General features: G+C 64.6%; 16 protein-coding genes and 1 tRNA gene. 4 read left to right on the top strand and 13 right to left on the bottom strand.

What is annotated here, in order from left to right:
• Positions 1 to 156 precede the first annotated feature (156 nt).
• Entirely contained in the window at positions 157 to 309 is a 153-nt protein-coding gene (locus IVB40_RS14995; RefSeq protein WP_018455284.1) for a hypothetical protein, read from the top strand.
• Positions 310 to 357: 48 nt separating this feature from the next.
• On the opposite strand, the gene IVB40_RS14990 is transcribed toward IVB40_RS14995, so the two are convergent.
• From IVB40_RS14990 to IVB40_RS14980, 3 genes are all read right to left on the bottom strand, one after another.
• Positions 358 to 434, bottom strand: a tRNA-Arg gene (locus IVB40_RS14990).
• 151 nt (positions 435 to 585) lie between these two features.
• Positions 586 to 1,131, bottom strand: a complete 546-nt coding sequence (locus IVB40_RS14985; protein ID WP_247361837.1) for a hypothetical protein — start codon at positions 1,129 to 1,131, stop codon at positions 586 to 588.
• Between the two features lie 160 nt (positions 1,132 to 1,291).
• Complete coding sequence (locus IVB40_RS14980) at positions 1,292 to 1,861, bottom strand: hypothetical protein (RefSeq protein ID WP_247438249.1); 570 nt, start codon at positions 1,859 to 1,861, stop codon at positions 1,292 to 1,294.
• Between the two features lie 179 nt (positions 1,862 to 2,040).
• Between IVB40_RS14980 and IVB40_RS14975 the strand changes: the two genes are divergently transcribed.
• Positions 2,041 to 2,424 (top strand): VOC family protein, encoded by a 384-nt coding sequence (locus IVB40_RS14975; RefSeq protein WP_018455287.1) that lies wholly within the window; start codon positions 2,041 to 2,043, stop codon positions 2,422 to 2,424.
• A 51-nt stretch (positions 2,425 to 2,475) separates the two neighbouring features.
• On the opposite strand, the gene IVB40_RS14970 is transcribed toward IVB40_RS14975, so the two are convergent.
• On the bottom strand, positions 2,476 to 2,973 hold the full coding sequence (locus IVB40_RS14970; RefSeq protein WP_247819199.1) for a hypothetical protein: 498 nt from the start codon (positions 2,971 to 2,973) through the stop codon (positions 2,476 to 2,478).
• Between the two features lie 257 nt (positions 2,974 to 3,230).
• Between IVB40_RS14970 and IVB40_RS14965 the strand changes: the two genes are divergently transcribed.
• A complete protein-coding gene (locus IVB40_RS14965; RefSeq protein ID WP_007603093.1) occupies positions 3,231 to 3,581 on the top strand; it encodes a GrlR family regulatory protein in 351 nt (116 codons plus the stop codon).
• A 101-nt stretch (positions 3,582 to 3,682) separates the two neighbouring features.
• On the opposite strand, the gene IVB40_RS14960 is transcribed toward IVB40_RS14965, so the two are convergent.
• The 9 genes from IVB40_RS14960 to IVB40_RS14920 all read right to left on the bottom strand — a co-directional run bounded on the left by IVB40_RS14960 (position 3,683) and on the right by IVB40_RS14920 (position 16,761).
• Complete coding sequence (locus tag IVB40_RS14960) at positions 3,683 to 6,370, bottom strand: PAS domain S-box protein (RefSeq protein ID WP_247819198.1); 2,688 nt, start codon at positions 6,368 to 6,370, stop codon at positions 3,683 to 3,685.
• A 125-nt stretch (positions 6,371 to 6,495) separates the two neighbouring features.
• Positions 6,496 to 7,410 (bottom strand): DMT family transporter, encoded by a 915-nt coding sequence (locus IVB40_RS14955; protein WP_247819197.1) that lies wholly within the window; start codon positions 7,408 to 7,410, stop codon positions 6,496 to 6,498.
• An 80-nt stretch (positions 7,411 to 7,490) separates the two neighbouring features.
• Positions 7,491 to 8,306 (bottom strand): NUDIX hydrolase, encoded by an 816-nt coding sequence (locus IVB40_RS14950; protein ID WP_247819196.1) that lies wholly within the window; start codon positions 8,304 to 8,306, stop codon positions 7,491 to 7,493.
• Between the two features lie 4 nt (positions 8,307 to 8,310).
• Positions 8,311 to 9,264, bottom strand: coding sequence for a dihydrodipicolinate synthase family protein (locus IVB40_RS14945; protein ID WP_247396731.1), 954 nt, complete (start codon positions 9,262 to 9,264; stop codon positions 8,311 to 8,313).
• A gap of 28 nt (positions 9,265 to 9,292) precedes the next feature.
• A complete protein-coding gene (locus tag IVB40_RS14940; protein WP_247396728.1) occupies positions 9,293 to 10,171 on the bottom strand; it encodes an SDR family oxidoreductase in 879 nt (292 codons plus the stop codon).
• A 151-nt stretch (positions 10,172 to 10,322) separates the two neighbouring features.
• On the bottom strand, positions 10,323 to 11,183 hold the full coding sequence (locus IVB40_RS14935; protein ID WP_027518551.1) for a MaoC family dehydratase: 861 nt from the start codon (positions 11,181 to 11,183) through the stop codon (positions 10,323 to 10,325).
• Positions 11,184 to 11,331: 148 nt separating this feature from the next.
• Positions 11,332 to 11,721, bottom strand: coding sequence for an OB-fold domain-containing protein (locus tag IVB40_RS14930; RefSeq protein WP_247819195.1), 390 nt, complete (start codon positions 11,719 to 11,721; stop codon positions 11,332 to 11,334).
• Entirely contained in the window at positions 11,721 to 12,878 is a 1,158-nt protein-coding gene (locus IVB40_RS14925; protein WP_247819194.1) for a thiolase domain-containing protein, read from the bottom strand. Before IVB40_RS14925 ends, IVB40_RS14930 begins: the two co-directional genes overlap by 1 nt.
• A gap of 391 nt (positions 12,879 to 13,269) precedes the next feature.
• Positions 13,270 to 16,761, bottom strand: coding sequence for an indolepyruvate ferredoxin oxidoreductase family protein (locus tag IVB40_RS14920; RefSeq protein WP_247819193.1), 3,492 nt, complete (start codon positions 16,759 to 16,761; stop codon positions 13,270 to 13,272).
• Positions 16,762 to 17,041: 280 nt separating this feature from the next.
• Here IVB40_RS14920 and IVB40_RS14915 point away from each other — a divergent pair, with 280 nt between their 5' ends.
• Entirely contained in the window at positions 17,042 to 18,268 is a 1,227-nt protein-coding gene (locus IVB40_RS14915; RefSeq protein WP_247819192.1) for a c-type cytochrome, read from the top strand.
• Position 18,269: the final 1 nt, after the last annotated feature.

Raw genomic sequence — 18,269 nt, 5'->3', positions numbered from 1 at the left:
GCCCGGCTCCAGTCTTTCCAGTGCGGCGCGCGCCTCAAGGGAACCAGTTCCCTCGAACTGCATTATCCGAGCGGTGCGCTGGCAGCGGACTGAAGCACCCCGCGCGACCTACGTGCGGGGTTTTTCTCGCCGTCAACCAAGTGGTTCAGGAAGAAAATGTCTATTAGCCGCAACGTATTGTTTCTGATCATCGGTGCTCTGGTCGTCACGGCGGCCGTGCTCGGCTACAATCTCTACCAGACGAAGAAGCAGCCCGATGGCCTGCAAATCAATGTCGGTCCCAACGGGCTGAAGATCCAAGGCAAATAGAGGCGGCTCACGGCCTCGCGCCCTATCCGAATACTGTGGCCTGACAATTGGCGCGCTCGGAGAGATTCGAACTCCCGACCCTCGGAATCGAAATCCGATGCTCTATCCAGCTGAGCTACGAGCGCCCTGGCCCAGATCTGGGCCGTAACCGAGACGCCCCAGATCGCTGCTGGCGAGCCAGCAGGCCGGATGACGTTCGGATGGGTTCGAATTAGCAGAGAGGCCGGCCAATAAAAAGCCCTTCCCACCTCGATTCGAGGCGGGTCAGACCCGCCCTTACCAGGTGCTGTTGAAGAAGCCGAAATGCGGCTGCTGCGCCATCACCATCATCGGCCGCCCTTGCTGCGGCACCGGATGCGTTCTGGCGACCTTGCGCTTGGGCTGCTGCGCCGAGAGCTGAGAGGATTGGGTCTGAGCGGGCTGGGCCTGCGCCTGAACTTGCGGCTGAATTTGCGTCCTGGCTTCGGTCTTCTTGGCCGCAGCGGTATCGGCCTTCGCGGCCGGCGTGAATTGGGCGAACGTCTCGCGGACCCGCGCCTTGGCTGATATCTCTGCCAAAGCGGGTGACATGCTCTCCACGGGCGGCTGGGGAGCCGCGACGGCGGCGATCTTCACCGCAGGGGCGGCAAGCGTCGGCTGACTGGTGTCGAGTACGACACGCTCCGGGAGGTGGCGATCGGACCGGATCCGAATCAACGGCTGTTCGTTGCTTGCGGTTGCGATAGCCTGCGTCACAGGCGAAGTCGGCAGAACGTAGTTCGCCGCGAACAGCAGTGCGAGCAAGGCTCCACCGACAAAGAAGAAATACCGAAAGATGGGCATTGGCCACGCTCCGCCCGCCGCATCCCCGCGTGGGCTCTCCGCCTTAACAGGCGATCATTTAATTGGTTCCTGGCCCAGCCGTTCGGTTCAAATGGCGACGCCAAGTTTTTCGGCCAAGCCCCCGGGACAGTAACTTTTCCGCTACCCGGCACTGCCGGCCTTATGTCCGGCGTGCTGCCACAAGCGAACACTTCGCCTGATCGGCATTCACGTTGACGAAGCCGACAGGAATGCGCGCAAAAGTCTTGCGGCTCTTCATGCTGACCGGATCCGCCAGAACGCGGGTGCGGTCGGTGAGATGACTGCCATCGCGCCGCGCAAAAGCGCAGACGATCTCGACATCCTTTACGGCATAGTCGTTGTCGTTGCGCAGCGTGAGCGTCACCAGCGCCTTCGAGCCAAGGCCACCGCGGCGCCAGGTCTGAGATGAAATCCTGATCCGGCCGAGTTCTGCCATTGTCGGAATCGGAGCTTCGGAAGGCGGCGACGCGGCGGCCGAATCGCCCGAAGGCGCCGTCGCGACCGCTGCCATCTCAGACGTCACCGGCTCTGCACTGTTGCCTCTGGAGAGGGGGAGCAGCATCCAGATGCCGCAACCGACGATGATTGCCGCCAACAGCCACAGCAAGCCTCGCCCAAATGAAACGCTCGCGATCGTCACCGCCCGCGCCAGTCGTTCGCCGGTCCCGGCGAAACGCCCTAACCCGATGCGGTCAAACCCGGCGTTCATGGTCGCCTCACCGATCGCGGCGGAAGCACGTTCGACAACGGATTCGGCCACTGCTTACCTTAATCGGGAAGGCGAACTAAGGTTCCCGAGCAGCTGCCGAGTCGGCAAGAGCGGTGGCGGTCACGGGCCGAGGCCGCTAACATGCGCTGCAACATCAAGATCCGTCGGGAGAACACGAAATGCCAGTCGTCACTTGGGACCACGTCCATCTGCGCAGCCCCGATCCGGAGGCCACGGCGGCCTGGCTGCGGGATATCCTCGGTGGCGAGATCGTGCAAGCGCCCGGACGGATCGACGTGAATCTCGGCGGCGCAAGGATCTTCATTGCGCCGCTCGAGGGCGACAATGCGGTCAACCCGCCGCCGCCGCACCCGCATCAAGGCCTCGACCATTTCGGTCTCACGGTGAAGGACATCGACGCCGTCGCCGCCGAGCTCAAGGCCAAGGGCGTCACTTTCACGCGCGAACCGACCACGATCCGCCCCGGCGTGCGCATCTGCTTCATCCGCGGCCCCGAAGGCATCTCCATCGAGCTGCTCGAGCGCGACAAGAAATATACCTGACACGGCGCGCGCCGCATCGGCTCACCGGGCGACGTTGCCGCCCGGCGTGCCTCAAGTCATGCTGCCGGGCATGAAGCAGCGGACGGCGACGCCCATGTAGCCGTAGATCGGCCAGACCATGGTGCGCCCCACCCGGTTCGGCTCCGAGATCACGGCCTCCTCGGGCACCTCGACCCAGACGAGCTCCTGCGGTCGGCCGTCGATCACGTAGCCATAACGCGGGACGCGGACCCGATAGTGCCCGTCCTTGCTGTCCCAGTCGGTGTCCGAGAGCGCCGAGCCGTCGGCATCGGAGCAACAAGGCCCCTTGGCGCTTCGCAGTCCGTCGAACCAGGCCTTCAATTCGGCATTGGTGTTGACGAACTGGCCGCGGTCGCGCGCGTGGCCGACGGGGGCCGCGAGTGCGATCAGGGCCTGGACGCATGCTAGGCTCGCCACGGTTCGCCAGCGTGCCGCGCCGCCGATCCGCCGTTGTCGTGTTTCGCAAATCGTCGGACGCACACCGTACAGACGCGGCTTCTCGCCGCCGGAATCGATCCAGTTGCTCACGTTTGTCTTGCTCCAGCACCCCGCGGCCAGTGCAACAATGGTTATGCATTTCGCGGGCCAACTTGATTCGCAACGACTGGCCTCGCTTCATGATCAGACCGTCATGGCAGTGTCATAGACAAGCCGGGACAATTACGGCTCACGGGCAAGCTCGCAAGGTCGGCAGCCAAACTGCCGCGTTGCGTGGCTGCATGCCCTTTGGCATAAATGCACTACCGGTTACGCCATTGGGCGATGGCGGCCGGCCTTGGGACGTTATGAAGAACGGCCTCTATTCGATTCACGTGAACCTGCTCGATGGTCGGGTCGGCAAGGGCAGCGGCGTGATTCTGTTTCGCGACGGCAAGATTCTTGGCGGCGATGCCTACCTCTATTACACCGGCAGCTACACGGTGAAGGACAACACCTTCAAGGGTGAGGTGCTGGTCCAGCGTCACACCTCGCCGCGGGGTGACGACAATCCGCTGTTCGGCGGACCTGCCGCGGTTGGCATCGGCGTCAGCGGCACGTTCACGGAGACGCGCGGGGACATGACGGGCACCGCGTTGGTCGGAAAGGCCAGCCAGATTTTCGGCGCGACGTTGCACAAGCTTGCAGAGGCCGACTAGAGCTTCGGTTCTGATTGAATCAGAACTGAAGCTCTCAATTGTTGTTTCGACGCGTTTTCTTCACGCGAAGCCGGCATCCACTTCGCTCGAAAACGCGTGTGCTATTCCGCGGCCTGCTCGAGCGGCGCCACGCGCGGCAGGATGATCTGGATACGTGTGCCGCTGCCCGGTTCGGAATCCAGATCGAGCCGTCCGCCGAGCCTGTTCGTGACGATGCTGTAGACGATGTGCAGCCCGAGACCGGTGCCGCCCTGGTCGCGCCGCGTCGTGAAGAACGGATCGAAGGCACGGCGGCGGACATCGAGCGACATGCCGCAGCCATTGTCGGAGAAGATGATCTCGACATTGTCCTTGCCGGACTCGCGCACCTGGATGTCGATGGTCCCCGGCCGGCCGTCCGGGAAGGCGTGCGCCACCGCGTTGAGAAACAGATTGGTCAGCACCTGGCCGTACGGTCCGGGATAGCTGTTCATGGTCAGATCGGGCTGGCACTCGACATTGAGCGTCAGATTGTGCTTGCGAAGGCCCGGCCGCAGACTCATCACCACCTGCTCGGTGAGGTCACCGAGATCGAAGCTGCGCTGGTCCGAATAGTTGCGGTCGGCGGCGACCTGCTTGAACGACTGGATCAGCTCGGCGGCGCGATTGAGATTGGAGACGAGCTGCGAGGACGCATCGCGGCTGGTGTGGAGAAAGTCGTTTAGCGCAGAGCGGCGCAGCTCGCCGCGCTCGACCTCGGCGGTGAACATCGCGGTCTTGCGCTCCAGCGCGGAGGCGACCGTGAGGCTGATGCCGACGGGATTGTTGACTTCGTGCGCGACGCCAGCGACGAGGCGTCCGAGCGCCGCCAGCTTCTCCGCCTCGATCAGCGAGGCCTGGGTCTCGCGCAGATTGCGCAGCGCGGTCTCGGCGGATTCCTTGGCTTTCCGCATCTCCTGCTCGCCGCGCTTGCGCTCGCCGATGTCGAGCGCCACGGTCACGATCCGCTCGATCTCGCCTTCGGCATCGAGCAGCGGCAGCTTGTTGACGAGCCATTGCCGCATGTGGCCGGACGAATCAATGTACTCCTCTTCGTAGAAGCCGAGACCTTTTCGCAGCGTCAGCACGCGCTTGTCGCTCTCGTCGGACTTGGCCGCGCCGTAGCGCGACATCAGGTCGGCCGTGGTGCGGCCGAGCGCATCGCCCGGCTCGATGCCGAAGATGCCGGCCATGTAACGGTTCATCAGCACGTAGCGCAGGTCGCGGTCCTTGACGTTGATGACCGCGGGCACGGTGTCGATGACCTGCTGGAGCAGGCGCCGGCCTTCGGCGATGGCGTCTTCCGCGCGCTTCTGGTCGGTGATGTCGCGCAGCGTGCCCTCGTAGCGGACGATATTGCCCGCCTCGTCGCGGACGCCGGTGGCACTGTCGGACAGCCACAGGATGTCGCCGCCGCGCTGGCGCACCTGGTATTCGAACTCGCGCACCATGCCGTCGCGGGCCATCAGCCGCTGATATTCGACGCGCGCCTCGGGATTGAGATAGATGGTGTGGGCGATGTCGTTAATGCTGTCGATCAGCTGCTGCGGACTGTCATAACCCATCATCCGCGCCAACGCCGGATTGGCGTTGAGGAGGTCGCCGGCAGGCGTCGTGACATAGATGCCATCGACCGAACCCTCGAACAGTTTCCGGTAGCTCTCTTCGGCGAGGCGCTGCTCGGTCAGTGCGCGCACCGCCGCCTCGCGCGCCGTGTCCGCCTCCTCCAGCGCGCGGCGGAACACTTCGGCCGCCCGCGCGATGTCGCCGATCTCATTGTCGAGATCGGCGGACGGGATCGAGGTGTTCTTCTCGCCGGCTGCGAGCGCGCGGATCGACCGCGCGATCTGGGCGAGCGGACGGACTGTCCGTCGCACCACGAAGCCGGCCGCGAGAATGCCGATCAGCACGCCGATGGTACCGAGCACGATGCTCTGCCAGCGCGCCTCCGTCAGCGTGCGGGCGAAGTCGCGCGACAGCACGTGGCCGCGCCGGGCGCTGACCTCGCGCAGCAATTCGGTGACGCGGCCGATCAGCCGGCCCTCGGTTCCCAGCACCTCGCGATCGATGTCGGCGATCTGCCGTTCACGGACAGCGACCGCGATGATCGCCTCGGCGTAGTCGTTGACGGCCGATCTGAGCTTGGGATCGGTGACTCCCATCGCCCGCATGCTCTGCGCCGCCTGCTCGGCCGCGGACGGGTTGCGCGCAAGCAATCCAAGCGCGATCCGGCTCTGCGCTTCCGACAGGCGGGACGCCAGCTCTCGGTCCCCGGTGCCAGAGACGGCCGCGTCGAACTGGTCGCGGAGCGGCGGCAGGCCGGCAAGCAGCTGGGCGCGGCGGTCGATCAAGGTCGAGATCCGCTCCAGGCCGCTGCGATAGGTCGCAAGCCGCTCGCTGACCCCGTCGATCATGTCCTGCTGCTCGGGCACGAGCTCGATGCGGGTCTTCTTCAGGATGTCACTGAGCGTCGAGGCCGCCTCGCCCACCTGCTTGAACTGGATGCCGGCGCCGGGATCGGTGACGAAGTCGCGCGCGGCGAGCCGCAGCTCGTTCATGCGGCGGTCGATGTCCTCGGCGAGGTCGCCGACGCTCTGGAGCCGCTGCAGCTCGGCAAAAGTCGTGTCGATATGCCGGATCGCGATCACGCTCGCGGTCGAGGTGACGATGATCACCGCCAGCACCAGAAGGAAGCTGCCGAAGGTGAGCTGGCCGATGGAGAGCGAGAATGTTCGCTTTTTCTCAGGGGTCGGCGTCAATTCGGCGGACATTGGCGATGTGAGGACCAGGCTATTGGAGCTCCAATATACGACGTATTGCGGTCCCGGGGGAACATGCGTCTAGCCGCCGAATATCCTTAATATTAAAGCCCTGCCGGACCCCCTCCGCCTTGGCTTTATGACGTTTTGATGCCGGCCGGCCGCCTGGCCGGGATGGTCATGGCGGCGACGCCGAGGACGACGCAGGCAAGGCCGATCCAGGCGGTCCGGCTCAGGCTCTCGCCGAGGAAGGCGACGCTGATGGCAACCCCGATCGGCACGCGCAGATAGGCCTGCGCGGTGGTGCCGACCGAGCCCAGGGTCTGGATCAGGCGGAAATAGATCACGAAGGCCGCGGCGGTCGAGAAGGTCGCCAGCGCGAGCAGCGCCAGCACGGAACTCAGCGAGGGCGACAGCGTCCAGGGCTGCTCGAGGATGAGCGAGGCCGGGATCAGCGCCGCCGCCCCGGCCAGCAGCGAGCCGGCCGCGGGCGCCATGGGATCGAGGCCCTTGAAGCCGCGACCGAAGATGGCGGCGCAGGCGTAGCAGATGGTGGCGGCAACGATGGCGGCCTCCTCGACGAGGCCGCTTCCGACATCATGGAAGGCATCGACGCCGACGATCAGCAGGATGCCGGCCATGCCGGCAACCACGCCGACCAGCTTGCGCGGTGTCGTCGCCTCGTGACGCGTCACGACCGCCGTGAGCAGGAAGGTGAAGATCGGGCCTGCCGAGTTGAGGATGGTCGCGAGCGCGGCATCGACGTGGCGCTCGCCCCAGGCAATCAGCGTCCAGGGGATCACGCTGTTGAGCACGGCCTGGAAGGCGAAGCGTTGCCAGGTCGCGGCAGCCGTCGGCAGCCTGATGCCCCGCACCCACATGATCGCGAGCAGCAGCAGGCCCGCAATCGTGGTGCGCGCCGCGATCAGCGTGATCGGCGGAATGGTGGCGACGCCGAGCTTGATGAAGGTGTAGGAGCCGCCCCAGAGCGTCGCGAGCGCGAGCAGCAGCGCCAGCTCGACGACAATGTTGTTGTCCTGCCGGTTGTCCATGTCGCGCGCCTCGTCCTGTTGTCAGGAACGGAACGTAGCGCGTCTGCCCTCGCGGATACTTCGTTGTGTGTCGAAGTGTCCTAGCCGAGCGCCCCGACCTCGAACACCTCGCCGTCATAGCCGGCCTCGCGGGGAATGCGGAGCTGACGGCCGGTTTCGGTCTTGGTCATGACAGGCATCACCGTGACGACAGACATGCCGCGGGCGTGCTCGAGTGCGGCGCTGACGCTCGACTGCTTGGCGAGCCGGATCAGATTGCGCGTGGTCGGGAACGGCAGCTTGAAGCGGCCGCTCTCGCCGCCCTCCACCGCCTCGCGCGGCGAGACCCAGATCGAGTCGGTGGACTCCCGGCCGTCATGTGCGCCGAGTTGGTCGGGAGGTGCTGCCGCAAGGAAGAACCAGGTGTCGAAACGTTTTGGCATCCCCTCGGGCGTGATCCAGTGCGCGTAAGGCACCAGCGTATCGAGCGCGAGCTGGAGGCCGTTGTCGGCCAGAATGCTCAGGAAGCTGACCTTGTGCTCGTTGAGCGCGACGCGATGCGCATCGGCGATCTCGCCGGCGCGCCTGGCATCGACCGGCGTGCCCGATTCTTTCGACCGCGCCAGCAGGATGCCGCTTTCCTCAAAGGTCTCGCGGATCGCGGCGATCCGAAATCCGCGGTCCGCTTCACTCAGGCCCTCGCCGCCCGAATACAGGTCGGAGCGCTTGACGATCTCCTGATCGCCGGCATCGACGCTGCCGCCGGGAAACACCAGCGCGCCCGAATTGAACTCGATCTGATGATGGCGCACCATCATGAAGACTTCGATTTCGTCGCGGCTTTTGCCGTCGACCTTCACGCCGTCGCGCAGCAGGAGGATCGTCGACGCGGGGCGCGATGCTGATGCCTCGGCCATTCGATTAACCTGCTGCGCTGGATTGCGGGCCGAGATTGGCGCGCTTGTCGACGCGGGCGACGCGCGACAGCAGGTACTCGACCTCGGCCTTCGCCGCCGGCGTGATGGTGGCGCCGGGCTTGCGCTGGGCGCTGGAGGCGATGATGCCGCGCTTCTGCAGCACGTATTTGCGCACGGCAAGGCCCGCGCCTGGCTGCTGCTCGTAGCGGATCAGCGGCAGATGCGCGTCGAACAGATCATGGGCGGCGTCACGCTTGCCTTCCTTCGAAAGTCGCACGACGTCGATCAGAAGCTCGGGGAAGGCATAGCCGGTCATGGCGCCGTCGGCGCCGCGCTCCATCTCGAAGTCCAGAAAGAGCCCGCCATTGCCGCAGAGGATCGAGAGCGGCCGCAACGAGCCGTCCTTCTGGAAATTGCGCAGCGTCGAGATCTTTTCCAGCCCCGGCCAGTCCTCGTGCTTGAGCATCACGCAATTGGGATTGTCGGTGACGATCTTGCGGATCACGGCGGGAGTGAACACCACCGACAAGGTCAGCGGATAGTCCTGGAGCACCCAGGGCACGTCGGGGCCGATAGCCTCGGCCGCCTGCTTGTAATAGCCGATGATCTGGTCGTCGGTCCGCAACGACGGCGGCGGTGCGATCATCACACCGGCCGCACCTGCCTCCATGGATGCCTTCGCCAGCGAGCGCATGGTGGCAAAGCCCGGCGCGGAGACGCCGACGATCACCTGCATTGTCTTGGCGCGCTTGACGAAGCGTACCGCCACCTGCTCGGCCTCGGCGGCATCGAGCTTCGGCGCCTCGCCAAGAATGCCCAGCACCGTGACGCCGTCGCAGCCGACCTCCTCGTAGAAATCGGTCAGGCGGTCGATCGAGCGCTCGTCGATCCGACCGTCATCGTGGAACGGCGTCGGCGCAATTGCGAAGGTGCCCTTGGCGTCGGCGGTGAGTTTCATCGTTGTCCTTGTTTCTCTCTGTCGATGGCTAAAACCGCCGCGCCCCCATCTTGATCTGCTCTTCGGAGAAGAAGATCTCCTTGGCATGATCGGCGATGTCCTGGGCCTTCCAGCCCATGTGCGGCGGCTTCCAGCCGTCCATTTCCATCATCCGCATTTCGCGCACGCCGCGGGGCCCGGACACGCCCAGCACCTTGCCGGTCTGGTCGCCGGACAAGTCGCTGACCATGTATAGCACGGCCGGCGCGATGCCGTCCGGCCCCAGCGCTGCGCCGGGGTTCTCCTTATAGCGGGGCAGGTCTGCGGTCATGCGGGTCAGCGCGCCCGGCGCAAGCGTCCAGATCCGGATGTTGTACTTGCGGCCCTCGATTGCCAGCACGTTGGACAGGCCCCAGATGCCGCCCTTGGCCGCGCCGTAATTGCTCTGGCCGAAATTGCCGATCAGGCCCGAGGTCGAGGAAGTGTTGACGATGACGCCGCCGCCATTTTCCCGCATCCAGCGAAACACCGGCATGGTGCAACAAAAGGTGCCCTTCAGATGCACCTTGATGACCTTGTCCCAGTCCGACTCGCTAGCCTTGGCGAAGGTCTGGTCGCGCAGGATGCCGGCGTTGTTGACGAGGATGTCGGCGCGGCCGAAATGCTTGATGGCGTCGTCGAACACCGACTGGCCGCCTTCCATGGTGGAGATGTCGGCGCCGTTGGCGACCGCCTTGCCGCCCTCGGCCTTGATCGCATCCACCACGAGCTGCGCCATCGACGTGTCGGCACCGGAGCCGTCACGCGGACCGCCGAGGTCGTTGACGACGACGGAGGCCCCTTCCCGCGCGAACAGCTTTGCGTAGGCCTCACCAAGCCCGCCGCCCGCGCCGGTGATCAGCGCAACCTTGCCATCGAGTAGTCCCATGGTGGCGTCTCCCTGTTTTGTTCTTTTGCTCCGTCATGGCCGGGCTTGTCCCGGCCATCCACGAACTTGATCGCCAACCGCGCGAAGAACATGGATGCCCGGGACAAGCCCGGGCATGACGAGATAACTCAGAGCGCGTCGAGCGGCATCATCACCCCAGCACCGTCTTGCCGTTCTTGATCACGGTGACGCCGCGCGACTTCACCTTGGCTTCGAACGAGATCACGCTGCCGTCCTTCCAGAGGTCCATGGTCACGGTCTCGCCAGGATAGACCGGCGAGGAGAACCGCGCGACGTGCTGGCGGAAGGCGGAGGCGTCGTAGTCGGCATAGGTCTGCAGCACGCCACGGCAGGTGATGCCGTAGGTGCACATGCCGTGCAGGATCGGACGCGGAAACCCGGCCTTCTTCGCGAACTCAGGGTCGGAGTGCAGCGGGTTGCGGTCGCCGCAGAGGCGATAGACCAGCGCCTGGTCGGGGCGCGTGACGATGTCGATGGTCCTGTCGGGCGCGCGCGACGGGATCTTGTGCGGATCCGGCTGGGTCAGGTTCGGCCCGCCAAAGCCGCCGTCGCCGCGGGCGAAGCGTGAGGCGACCAGCGTTGCCAGCTTCTCGCCCTTCTCGTTCTTGAGCACGGTCTGGTGGCTGATGACGACGCCCTTGTCCTTGCCCTTGTCGTAGACTTCAACGACGGAGGAATCGGCGGTGATGTGCGCGGCGACCGGCAGCGGCTGGTGGAAGGTGATGTCGCGCTCGCCGTCGACCACCATCACGCGGTTGAGGTTCATCTCGCCCGGACCCGCGCCCCACGCCGCAACGGACGCGAAGGTCGGCACCACCTTGAGCGGCCGCGGTGTCAACGTGCCCTCATTGACAAAGGCAAGCTCGTTCTCGTCCATCGGATCGGCGCCGAGGCCGATACCGTAGGCATAGAGCATCACTTCGCGGTCGGTGTAGGAATATTTCTGGCCGAGGTTTTTGAGGCCTTTGAGTTCGTCGTATCTGGCTGACATTTTGTTGTTTCCTCCCCGTGGTGTTCATCCTCATGGTGAGGAGGCGCTCTTGCGCCGTCTCGAACCATGAGGATGCCCGAAACGCTTTCTTTATTGTGGCCATCCTTCGAGACGCTTGCTTCGCAAGCCCCCCAGGATGAGGACCGCCCTAAGCCGGCGTGAAGAACGGCAGCGGTGCGCCATCGGTCGGCTTGAACACCACTTTCACCTTCTGGCCGATCTTCAACGCCGTCAAATCGCAATCGACGAAATTGGTCTGGAGCGACGGCCCCTCCTTCAGCGTGACGTAGCCGATCGCGTAAGGGCCGGTCGGCGACTTCCGCATCAAGCTGTAAGTGTAGATCGTGCCTTCGCCCGAAGACTCCTCCCACACCGTCTTGTCGGAGTAGCAGAACGGGCAGATCGCGCGCGGGAAGTAATGCGCTTCGCCGCAGGCGGTGCAGCGCTTGATCATGAACTTGCCCTGCTTGGCCGCGTCCCAGAACGCGGCTGTCTCGGGGTTGGTCACCGGGGCCGGATATTTCTTGGCTTCGCTCATCACACGCGCTCCAGAATCGCAGTCGAGGCGGCGTGGCGAACACCCAAAAGCCCGCCGGTGCCGTGGGCGATGGCGAGATCGCAATTCTTAACCTGCACCTTCGGATGCGCCTCGCCGCGCAGCTGCCGCACGGCCTCGAGGATCTTGGTCATGCCGCCGCGGTTGACGGGATGGTTGCTGCAGAGGCCGCCCCCATCGGTGTTGAACGGCAGCTTGCCGACGCCCGAGATCAGATTGCCGTCAGCGACGAACTTGCCGCCCTCGCCCTTCTTGCAGAAGCCGAGGTCCTCGAGCTGCATCAAGACGGTGATGGTGAAGCTGTCGTAGATTGAGGCGTATTTGATGTCCTTCGGCGTGATGCCGGCTTCCTCGAACGCACGCGGGCCGGACCAGATGCCGGCGGAGTATGTGAGGTCGAGATCCTTGCCGCCGCGCGGGCCCTTCATCGCCTCGCCGTGGCCGATCAGCTTCACCAGCGGCTTCTTCAGGCTTTTTGCGATCTCGGGTGTCGTCACGATCAGCGCGCCGCCACCGTCGGAGACGACGCAGCAATCCATGCGATGCAAGGGATCGGAGATCATCGGCGAGTTCAGGACGTCCTCGACGGTGACAATGTCCTTGAGCATCGCATGCGGATTGTATTGCGCGTGGTGCGAGGCCGCGACCTTGATCCAGGCGAGCTGCTCGCTGGTGGTGCCATAGTCGTGCATGTGGCGCATGGCACACATGCCGTAGGCATTGTGCGTGGTCGCGCCGTAAGCCGTCTCGAAATCGGCCTCGGCGCCGGCCGCGCGCGGCGGCATCGCCCCGGTGCGCGGCTTGCCGGCCAGCGTGATCAGCGCGATCGAGCACTTGCCCGCGGCGATGGCTTCAGCGGCATGGCCGAGATGGATGATGTAGGAGCAGCCGCCGGTCTCGGTTGAATCGACATGGCGGAGTTTCTTGGTGTTGAGGCCGAGATAATCGACCATCGGCCAGGCGCCGCCTGGGGCATCGCCCGCGCAGAAATAGCCGTCGACATCGTCCTTGCTGAGCCCGGCATCCTCGATCGCGCCCTTGGCGACCTCGGCATGGAGCTGCGCGGTGGATTTGTCCGGCGCGTGCCGGGTCGGGTGTTCGTAGATCCCGGCAATGTAGGCCTTGCCCTTGATGGTCAAATAAGGTCTCCGCTGGCGTTTCTCGCTTCCGTTTTTTTCTGAACCGCTGCCGCCCTGTTGGCAAGCGCGGAAATATTCCGCCGGGCGAGAGGGCAGCGGGTTCGCGCAAATCGCCGAGGTGCGGTCGGAACGCCTCTGCTTCCGGAATCGTCATTGCGAGCGCAGCGAAGCAATCCAGGAATCTTTCCGCGGACGCATTTCTGGATTGCTTCGCTGCGCTCGCAATGACGGGGCGACGGGCAGAACCCTAAAGGTGTTTTGCCCGACGGCACTAGCGGTTTCGTTTTATCGGAACACCCTTTTCTGCGAAAACAACCCCATGCACAGTAGACCGGTGGTTGATTTCAAACAGGAATTTGGTGGGTGGATCAGCGCCCCCACCCCACAAATTCTACTCCGCCGCGATCTGCCGCGGAGCCGGCGGCGGGTTCGCGAGGTCGGCGGCGAGCTGGGCGTAGCGGGCCTTGGCGTCCGCGACGGCCTTCTCCTTCACCGGGCCATAGCCGCGGATGCGGTCGGGCAACGACAGCAGCTCCACCGCGGTGTCGATCGTGAGCGGCGACAGCAGGCCGAGCACGGTGGCGACGTCCTTCTCGTAGCCGGCGATCAGATCGCGTTCGAGCTTGCGGTCGGCGCTGCGACCGAAGATGTCGAGCGGCGTGCCGCGCAGGACCTTGAACTTCGCCAGCACGCGAAACACCGGAAGAATCCACGGGCCGAACGCGCGCTTCTTCGGGCGGCCGAGCGCATCGACGCCCCTGCTGAGAATAGGCGGGGCCAGGTTGAAGTTGAACTTGAAGTCGCCCTCGAACTGGTCGCGGAGCTGTTTTTCGAACGCGCCGTCGGTGTAAAGGCGTGCGACTTCGTATTCGTCCTTGTAGGCCAGCAGTTTTGCGTAGTTGACCGCAACGGTGCGTGTCAGCGCCTCGTCATAGCCGCCCTGCCTGGCGGCGTCGCTGACCTGGTCCACCAGCTTCCGGTAGCGCTTGGCCAGCCGGCCGTTCTGATAGGCCGTAAGATGCTTGGCGCGGTGCTCGATGAGTTCGTCGAGCGTCATCGCCTCCAGCGTCTTCGGTGCGACGACGTCGTCAGTCCCCTTCAACATGTCTACCAGGCGCTGGGGGTCGGCGACCGCGAGCCGGCCGAGGCGGAAGGCTTCCTTGTTCATCTTGATCGAGACGCCGTTGACCTCGATCGCCTGCTCGATCGCTTCCGCCGACAACGGCAAGAGGCCCTTCTGATAGGCGTAGCCCATCATCATCATGTTGGTTGCGATGCTGTCGCCGAGCAGCTGCTCGGCCGGCTTGGTGAAGTCGAAGAACACCGAATCCTTGTGCAGCGCGGTTTCCAGCAACCCGTTCAGCTTGCGGGTCTGGAAGTTGAAATCGCGGTTGAGAACGAAGTCGGCCGTGGGAATGACGTGGCTGTTGATGATGCCGCGGGTGCGGCTGCTGTCGCAGAGCGAGATGGTGTCCTTGGCAACCGCGACCACCTCATCGGCTGCGAGCACCACATCGGCCGTGCCGGTGACGATGCGCGAGCAGGTCACCTCGGCCGGATGGTCGGACAGGCGGACGTGGCTCAGCACCGCCCCACCCTTTTGCGCCAGGCCCGACATGTCGAGGATCATCGAGGCCTTGCCCTCGATATGGGCGGCCATGCCCAGCAGCGCGCCGATGGTCAGCACGCCGGTCCCGCCGACGCCGCCGACCGCGATATTGTAGGGCTTGTCCAGGTTCGGGCGCGATGCCGGCTCAGGCAGCGCGCCGATATCGCCGACGCCCGCCGGCGCACGCTTGCGCATCTTGCCGCCGTCGACGGTGACGAAGGACGGGCAAAAGCCTTTGACGCAGGAATAATCCTTGTTGCAGGTCGACTGGTTGATGGCGCGCTTGCGGCCGAACTCGGTCTCCAGCGGCTCGACCGAAATGCAGTTCGATTGCACCGAGCAATCGCCGCAGCCTTCACACACCGAAGGATTGATGAGCACACGGCGCGCCGGATCTTCCATCGTGCCACGCTTGCGGCGGCGGCGCTTCTCGGCGGCGCAAGTCTGCACGAAGACGATCGCGGACGCACCCTTGACCTTGCGCAGCGTTTTCTGGACCGCGTCGAGCTCGTCACGATGCGCTGTCTTGACGCCGGGCGCGATCTCGTTCGCCGGATAGGCGTCGGGATTTTCGGAGACCAGATAGATCTCGCGGATGCCTTCGCTGTGAAGCTGGAAGGTGATCTGCTGCGGCGACAATTCGCCGTCGACATGCTGGCCGCCGGTCATCGCGGTCGCGTCGTTATAGAGGATCTTGTAGGTGATGTTGGCGCCTGAGGCGATCGCCTGGCGGATCGCGAGGCTGCCGGAGTGGAAATACGTGCCGTCGCCGAGATTGGCGAACACGTGCTCTTCCTTGGTGAAGGGAGCAACGCCGACCCACGGCACACCCTCGCCGCCCATGTGTGTGAAGGTCTCGGTGGAGCGGTCCATCCACAGCGCCATGAAGTGGCAACCGATGCCGGCAAAGGCGCGACTGCCTTCGGGCACCTTGGTCGATGTGTTGTGCGGGCAGCCCGAGCAGAAATAGGGGGTGCGGGCGACAGGCGCGGTCGCCTGCATTTGCGACGCCTGGCGGCCGTTGAACCAATCGGCCTTGGCGCGCAGCATCGTTGCAATTTCGGGATTGAGATCAAGTCGAAGCAGCCGCTCGGTGAGCGAGCTGGCCAGCGAGGCGACGCTGAGTTCTTCGGCAAAGGGGAGGAAGCGCTTGTCGTGGTCGTCCATCTTGCCGATGATCCGGGGACGGACATCGTCGCGCCAGTTGAACAGCTCCTGCTTCACTTGATTTTCGACGATCTCGCGGCGCTCTTCGATGATGAAGATTTCCTCGAGGCCCACGGCGAATTGCCGGACGCCTTCCGGCTCCAGAGGCCACGGCATGCCGATCTTGTACAATCGAAGTCCGATCTTGGCGGCGACCTCGGGTGTGATACCGAGCTCGCGCAGCGCCTGCCGGATATCCTCGTAACTCTTGCCGGACGCCATGATGCCATAGCGGGCATTCGGCGAGTCCATGGTGATGCGATTGACCTTGTTGGCGCGCGCAAAAGCGATCGCGGCAAAGCCCTTGTAGTCCTGCAAGCGGCGGTCCTGGGCGAAGCGGTCGTCGGGCCAGCGCAGATTGAGGCCGCCTTCGGGCATCTCGAAATCGGTCGGGATCACGAACGGCGTCATCTCGTCGGTGAGATCGATCTCGGCGGTGGTCTCCACAGTCTCCGTGATCACCTTCATGCCGACCCAGCAGCCCGAGTAGCGCGACATCGCGATACCGAGAAGACCCATCTCGATCATCTCGTGGACGCTCGAGGGGTAGAGATAGGGCATCAGCGCCGACATGAAGGCGTGGTCGGACTGATGCGGGACCGTCGAGGATTTTGCGCCGTGGTCGTCGCCAGCGAGACACAAGACGCCGCCGTTTTTGGCGGAGCCCGCGGCATTGCCGTGGCGGAAGACGTCGCCGCAGCGATCGACGCCGGGCCCCTTGCCGTACCAGATGCCGACCACGCCGTCATACTTGGCGCCGGGCGAGAGGTTGAGCTGCTGCGAGCCCCAGACCGCGGTCGCGGCCAAATCCTCATTCACGCCGGGCTGGAACTTGATGTTGTACTGCTCGAGATGTTTTCGCGCGGCGAACAGCTGCTGGTCGTAGCCGCCGAGGGGCGAGCCGCGATAGCCGGAGATGAAGCCCGCGGTGTTCAATCCCGCGGCACGGTCGCGCCGGATTTGGGCCATCGGCAGCCGGACCAAGGCCTGAATGCCCGTCGTGAAAATATGTCCGGTGTCCTGGGTGTATTTCTGATCGAGACTGATCGGACCCTGGTTGATGCCCATTATGTCCTCTTCCGCCCTTTTGAGCGCTTGGCTGCTTAAGCCGTTGCCTGCCCGTTGTTTTTAGCTAGGGCGCGCCGACCATTTCCGCCACTCTATGTCGGATATTTCACGCTCCGCATCACAATTCTGGACCAAAGGCAGCGCCGGGTAAAAATCGCAATTTCGTGGCTGCATTGGCATCCGCGATTTTCATTTTGTGTCACCATACCCCCGCCGTCGCGCAACGAATTGACGCCTGGTCATCCGGGACGGCGTCGATGGGTCGCAGGAGAGGCTTTCGATGCGGACGATTCTGGCTGGCCTGGCTCTCGTGGCTCTGGCGTTGTGCAGTGCGGTTGCGAACGCGGCCGTCGCTGCCGAGCCGTCACCGGAGCTGATCGCCACCGGCAAGGCGCTGGTGGAAGCCGGCGACTGTGCCGGCTGCCACACCGCCGATCCCGCCAAACCGTTCGCGGGCGGAAAGCGCATCGACACGCCGTTCGGCGCGATCTACGCGCCGAACCTGACGCCGGACCGCGACACCGGCATCGGCGCCTGGACCGATGCCGACTTCACCCGCGCCGTGCGCACCGGTGTCGCGCCCGACGGCTCCAATTATTACCCAGCGTTTCCCTACCCCTATTTCACGCGGATGACGAAGGACGACACGCTGGCGATCCGCGCCTATCTCGGAACGCTCGCGGCCGTCACGAGCCGCAACAAGCCGCCGGAACTACGCTGGCCGTTTGGCTATCGCGGCCTGATGCGGATCTGGAACACGATGTATTTGAAGCCGGGCCTGTTCGAGCCGGACCAGGGCCAGAGCGCGGCGTGGAATCGGGGCGGTTATCTCGTCACCGGGCTCGGTCATTGCGGCGCCTGCCATACACCGAAGAACTATTTTGGCGCGGACAAGCAGGCGCAGGCCCTCGCGGGCAACGAGGTCGGCGGCTGGTACGCGCCACGGCTCGATGGCGCCGCCCGCACCGGGCTGAAATCGTGGAGCGTCGAGGACGTCACCGAATATCTTCAGAGCGGGCGCAACGCCAGGAGCCATGCCAGCGGGCTGATGGCGGAGGTGGTCGTCAACTCGACCTCGAAGATGAGCGATGCCGACGTGCGCGCAATCGCGGTTTACTTGAAGAACCTGCCGCCAGCGCGGCGTGAGACGATTGTGACGCCGCCTGACGATGCCGAGATGAAGGCCGGCCAGGCGGTCTACGCCAAGCTCTGCATCGCCTGCCATGAGGCCGACGGCACAGGCGCACCGCGCATCTATCCGCCGCTGCCCGCCAACGCGCTGCTGCAATCGGTCAATCCGTCCTCGACCTTGCGCATCATCCTCGACGGCGCCCACACCGTGACGACCCCGCGCGCGCCTAACACCGGGGAGATGCCGGCCTATTCCAACCGGCTGTCCGACGAAGAGGTCGCAGCAGTGACGAACTACATCCGCAATTCCTGGGGCAATGCCGCGCCGCTGGTGACGCCGGCGCAGGTGGCGAGGGCGCGGAAGCAGGAGCCGTAGC

The organism is Bradyrhizobium sp. 40 (assembly GCF_023100925.1).
Lineage (GTDB): Bacteria > Pseudomonadota > Alphaproteobacteria > Rhizobiales > Xanthobacteraceae > Bradyrhizobium.
This window is presented reverse-complemented; position numbering and strand designations above follow the sequence as displayed.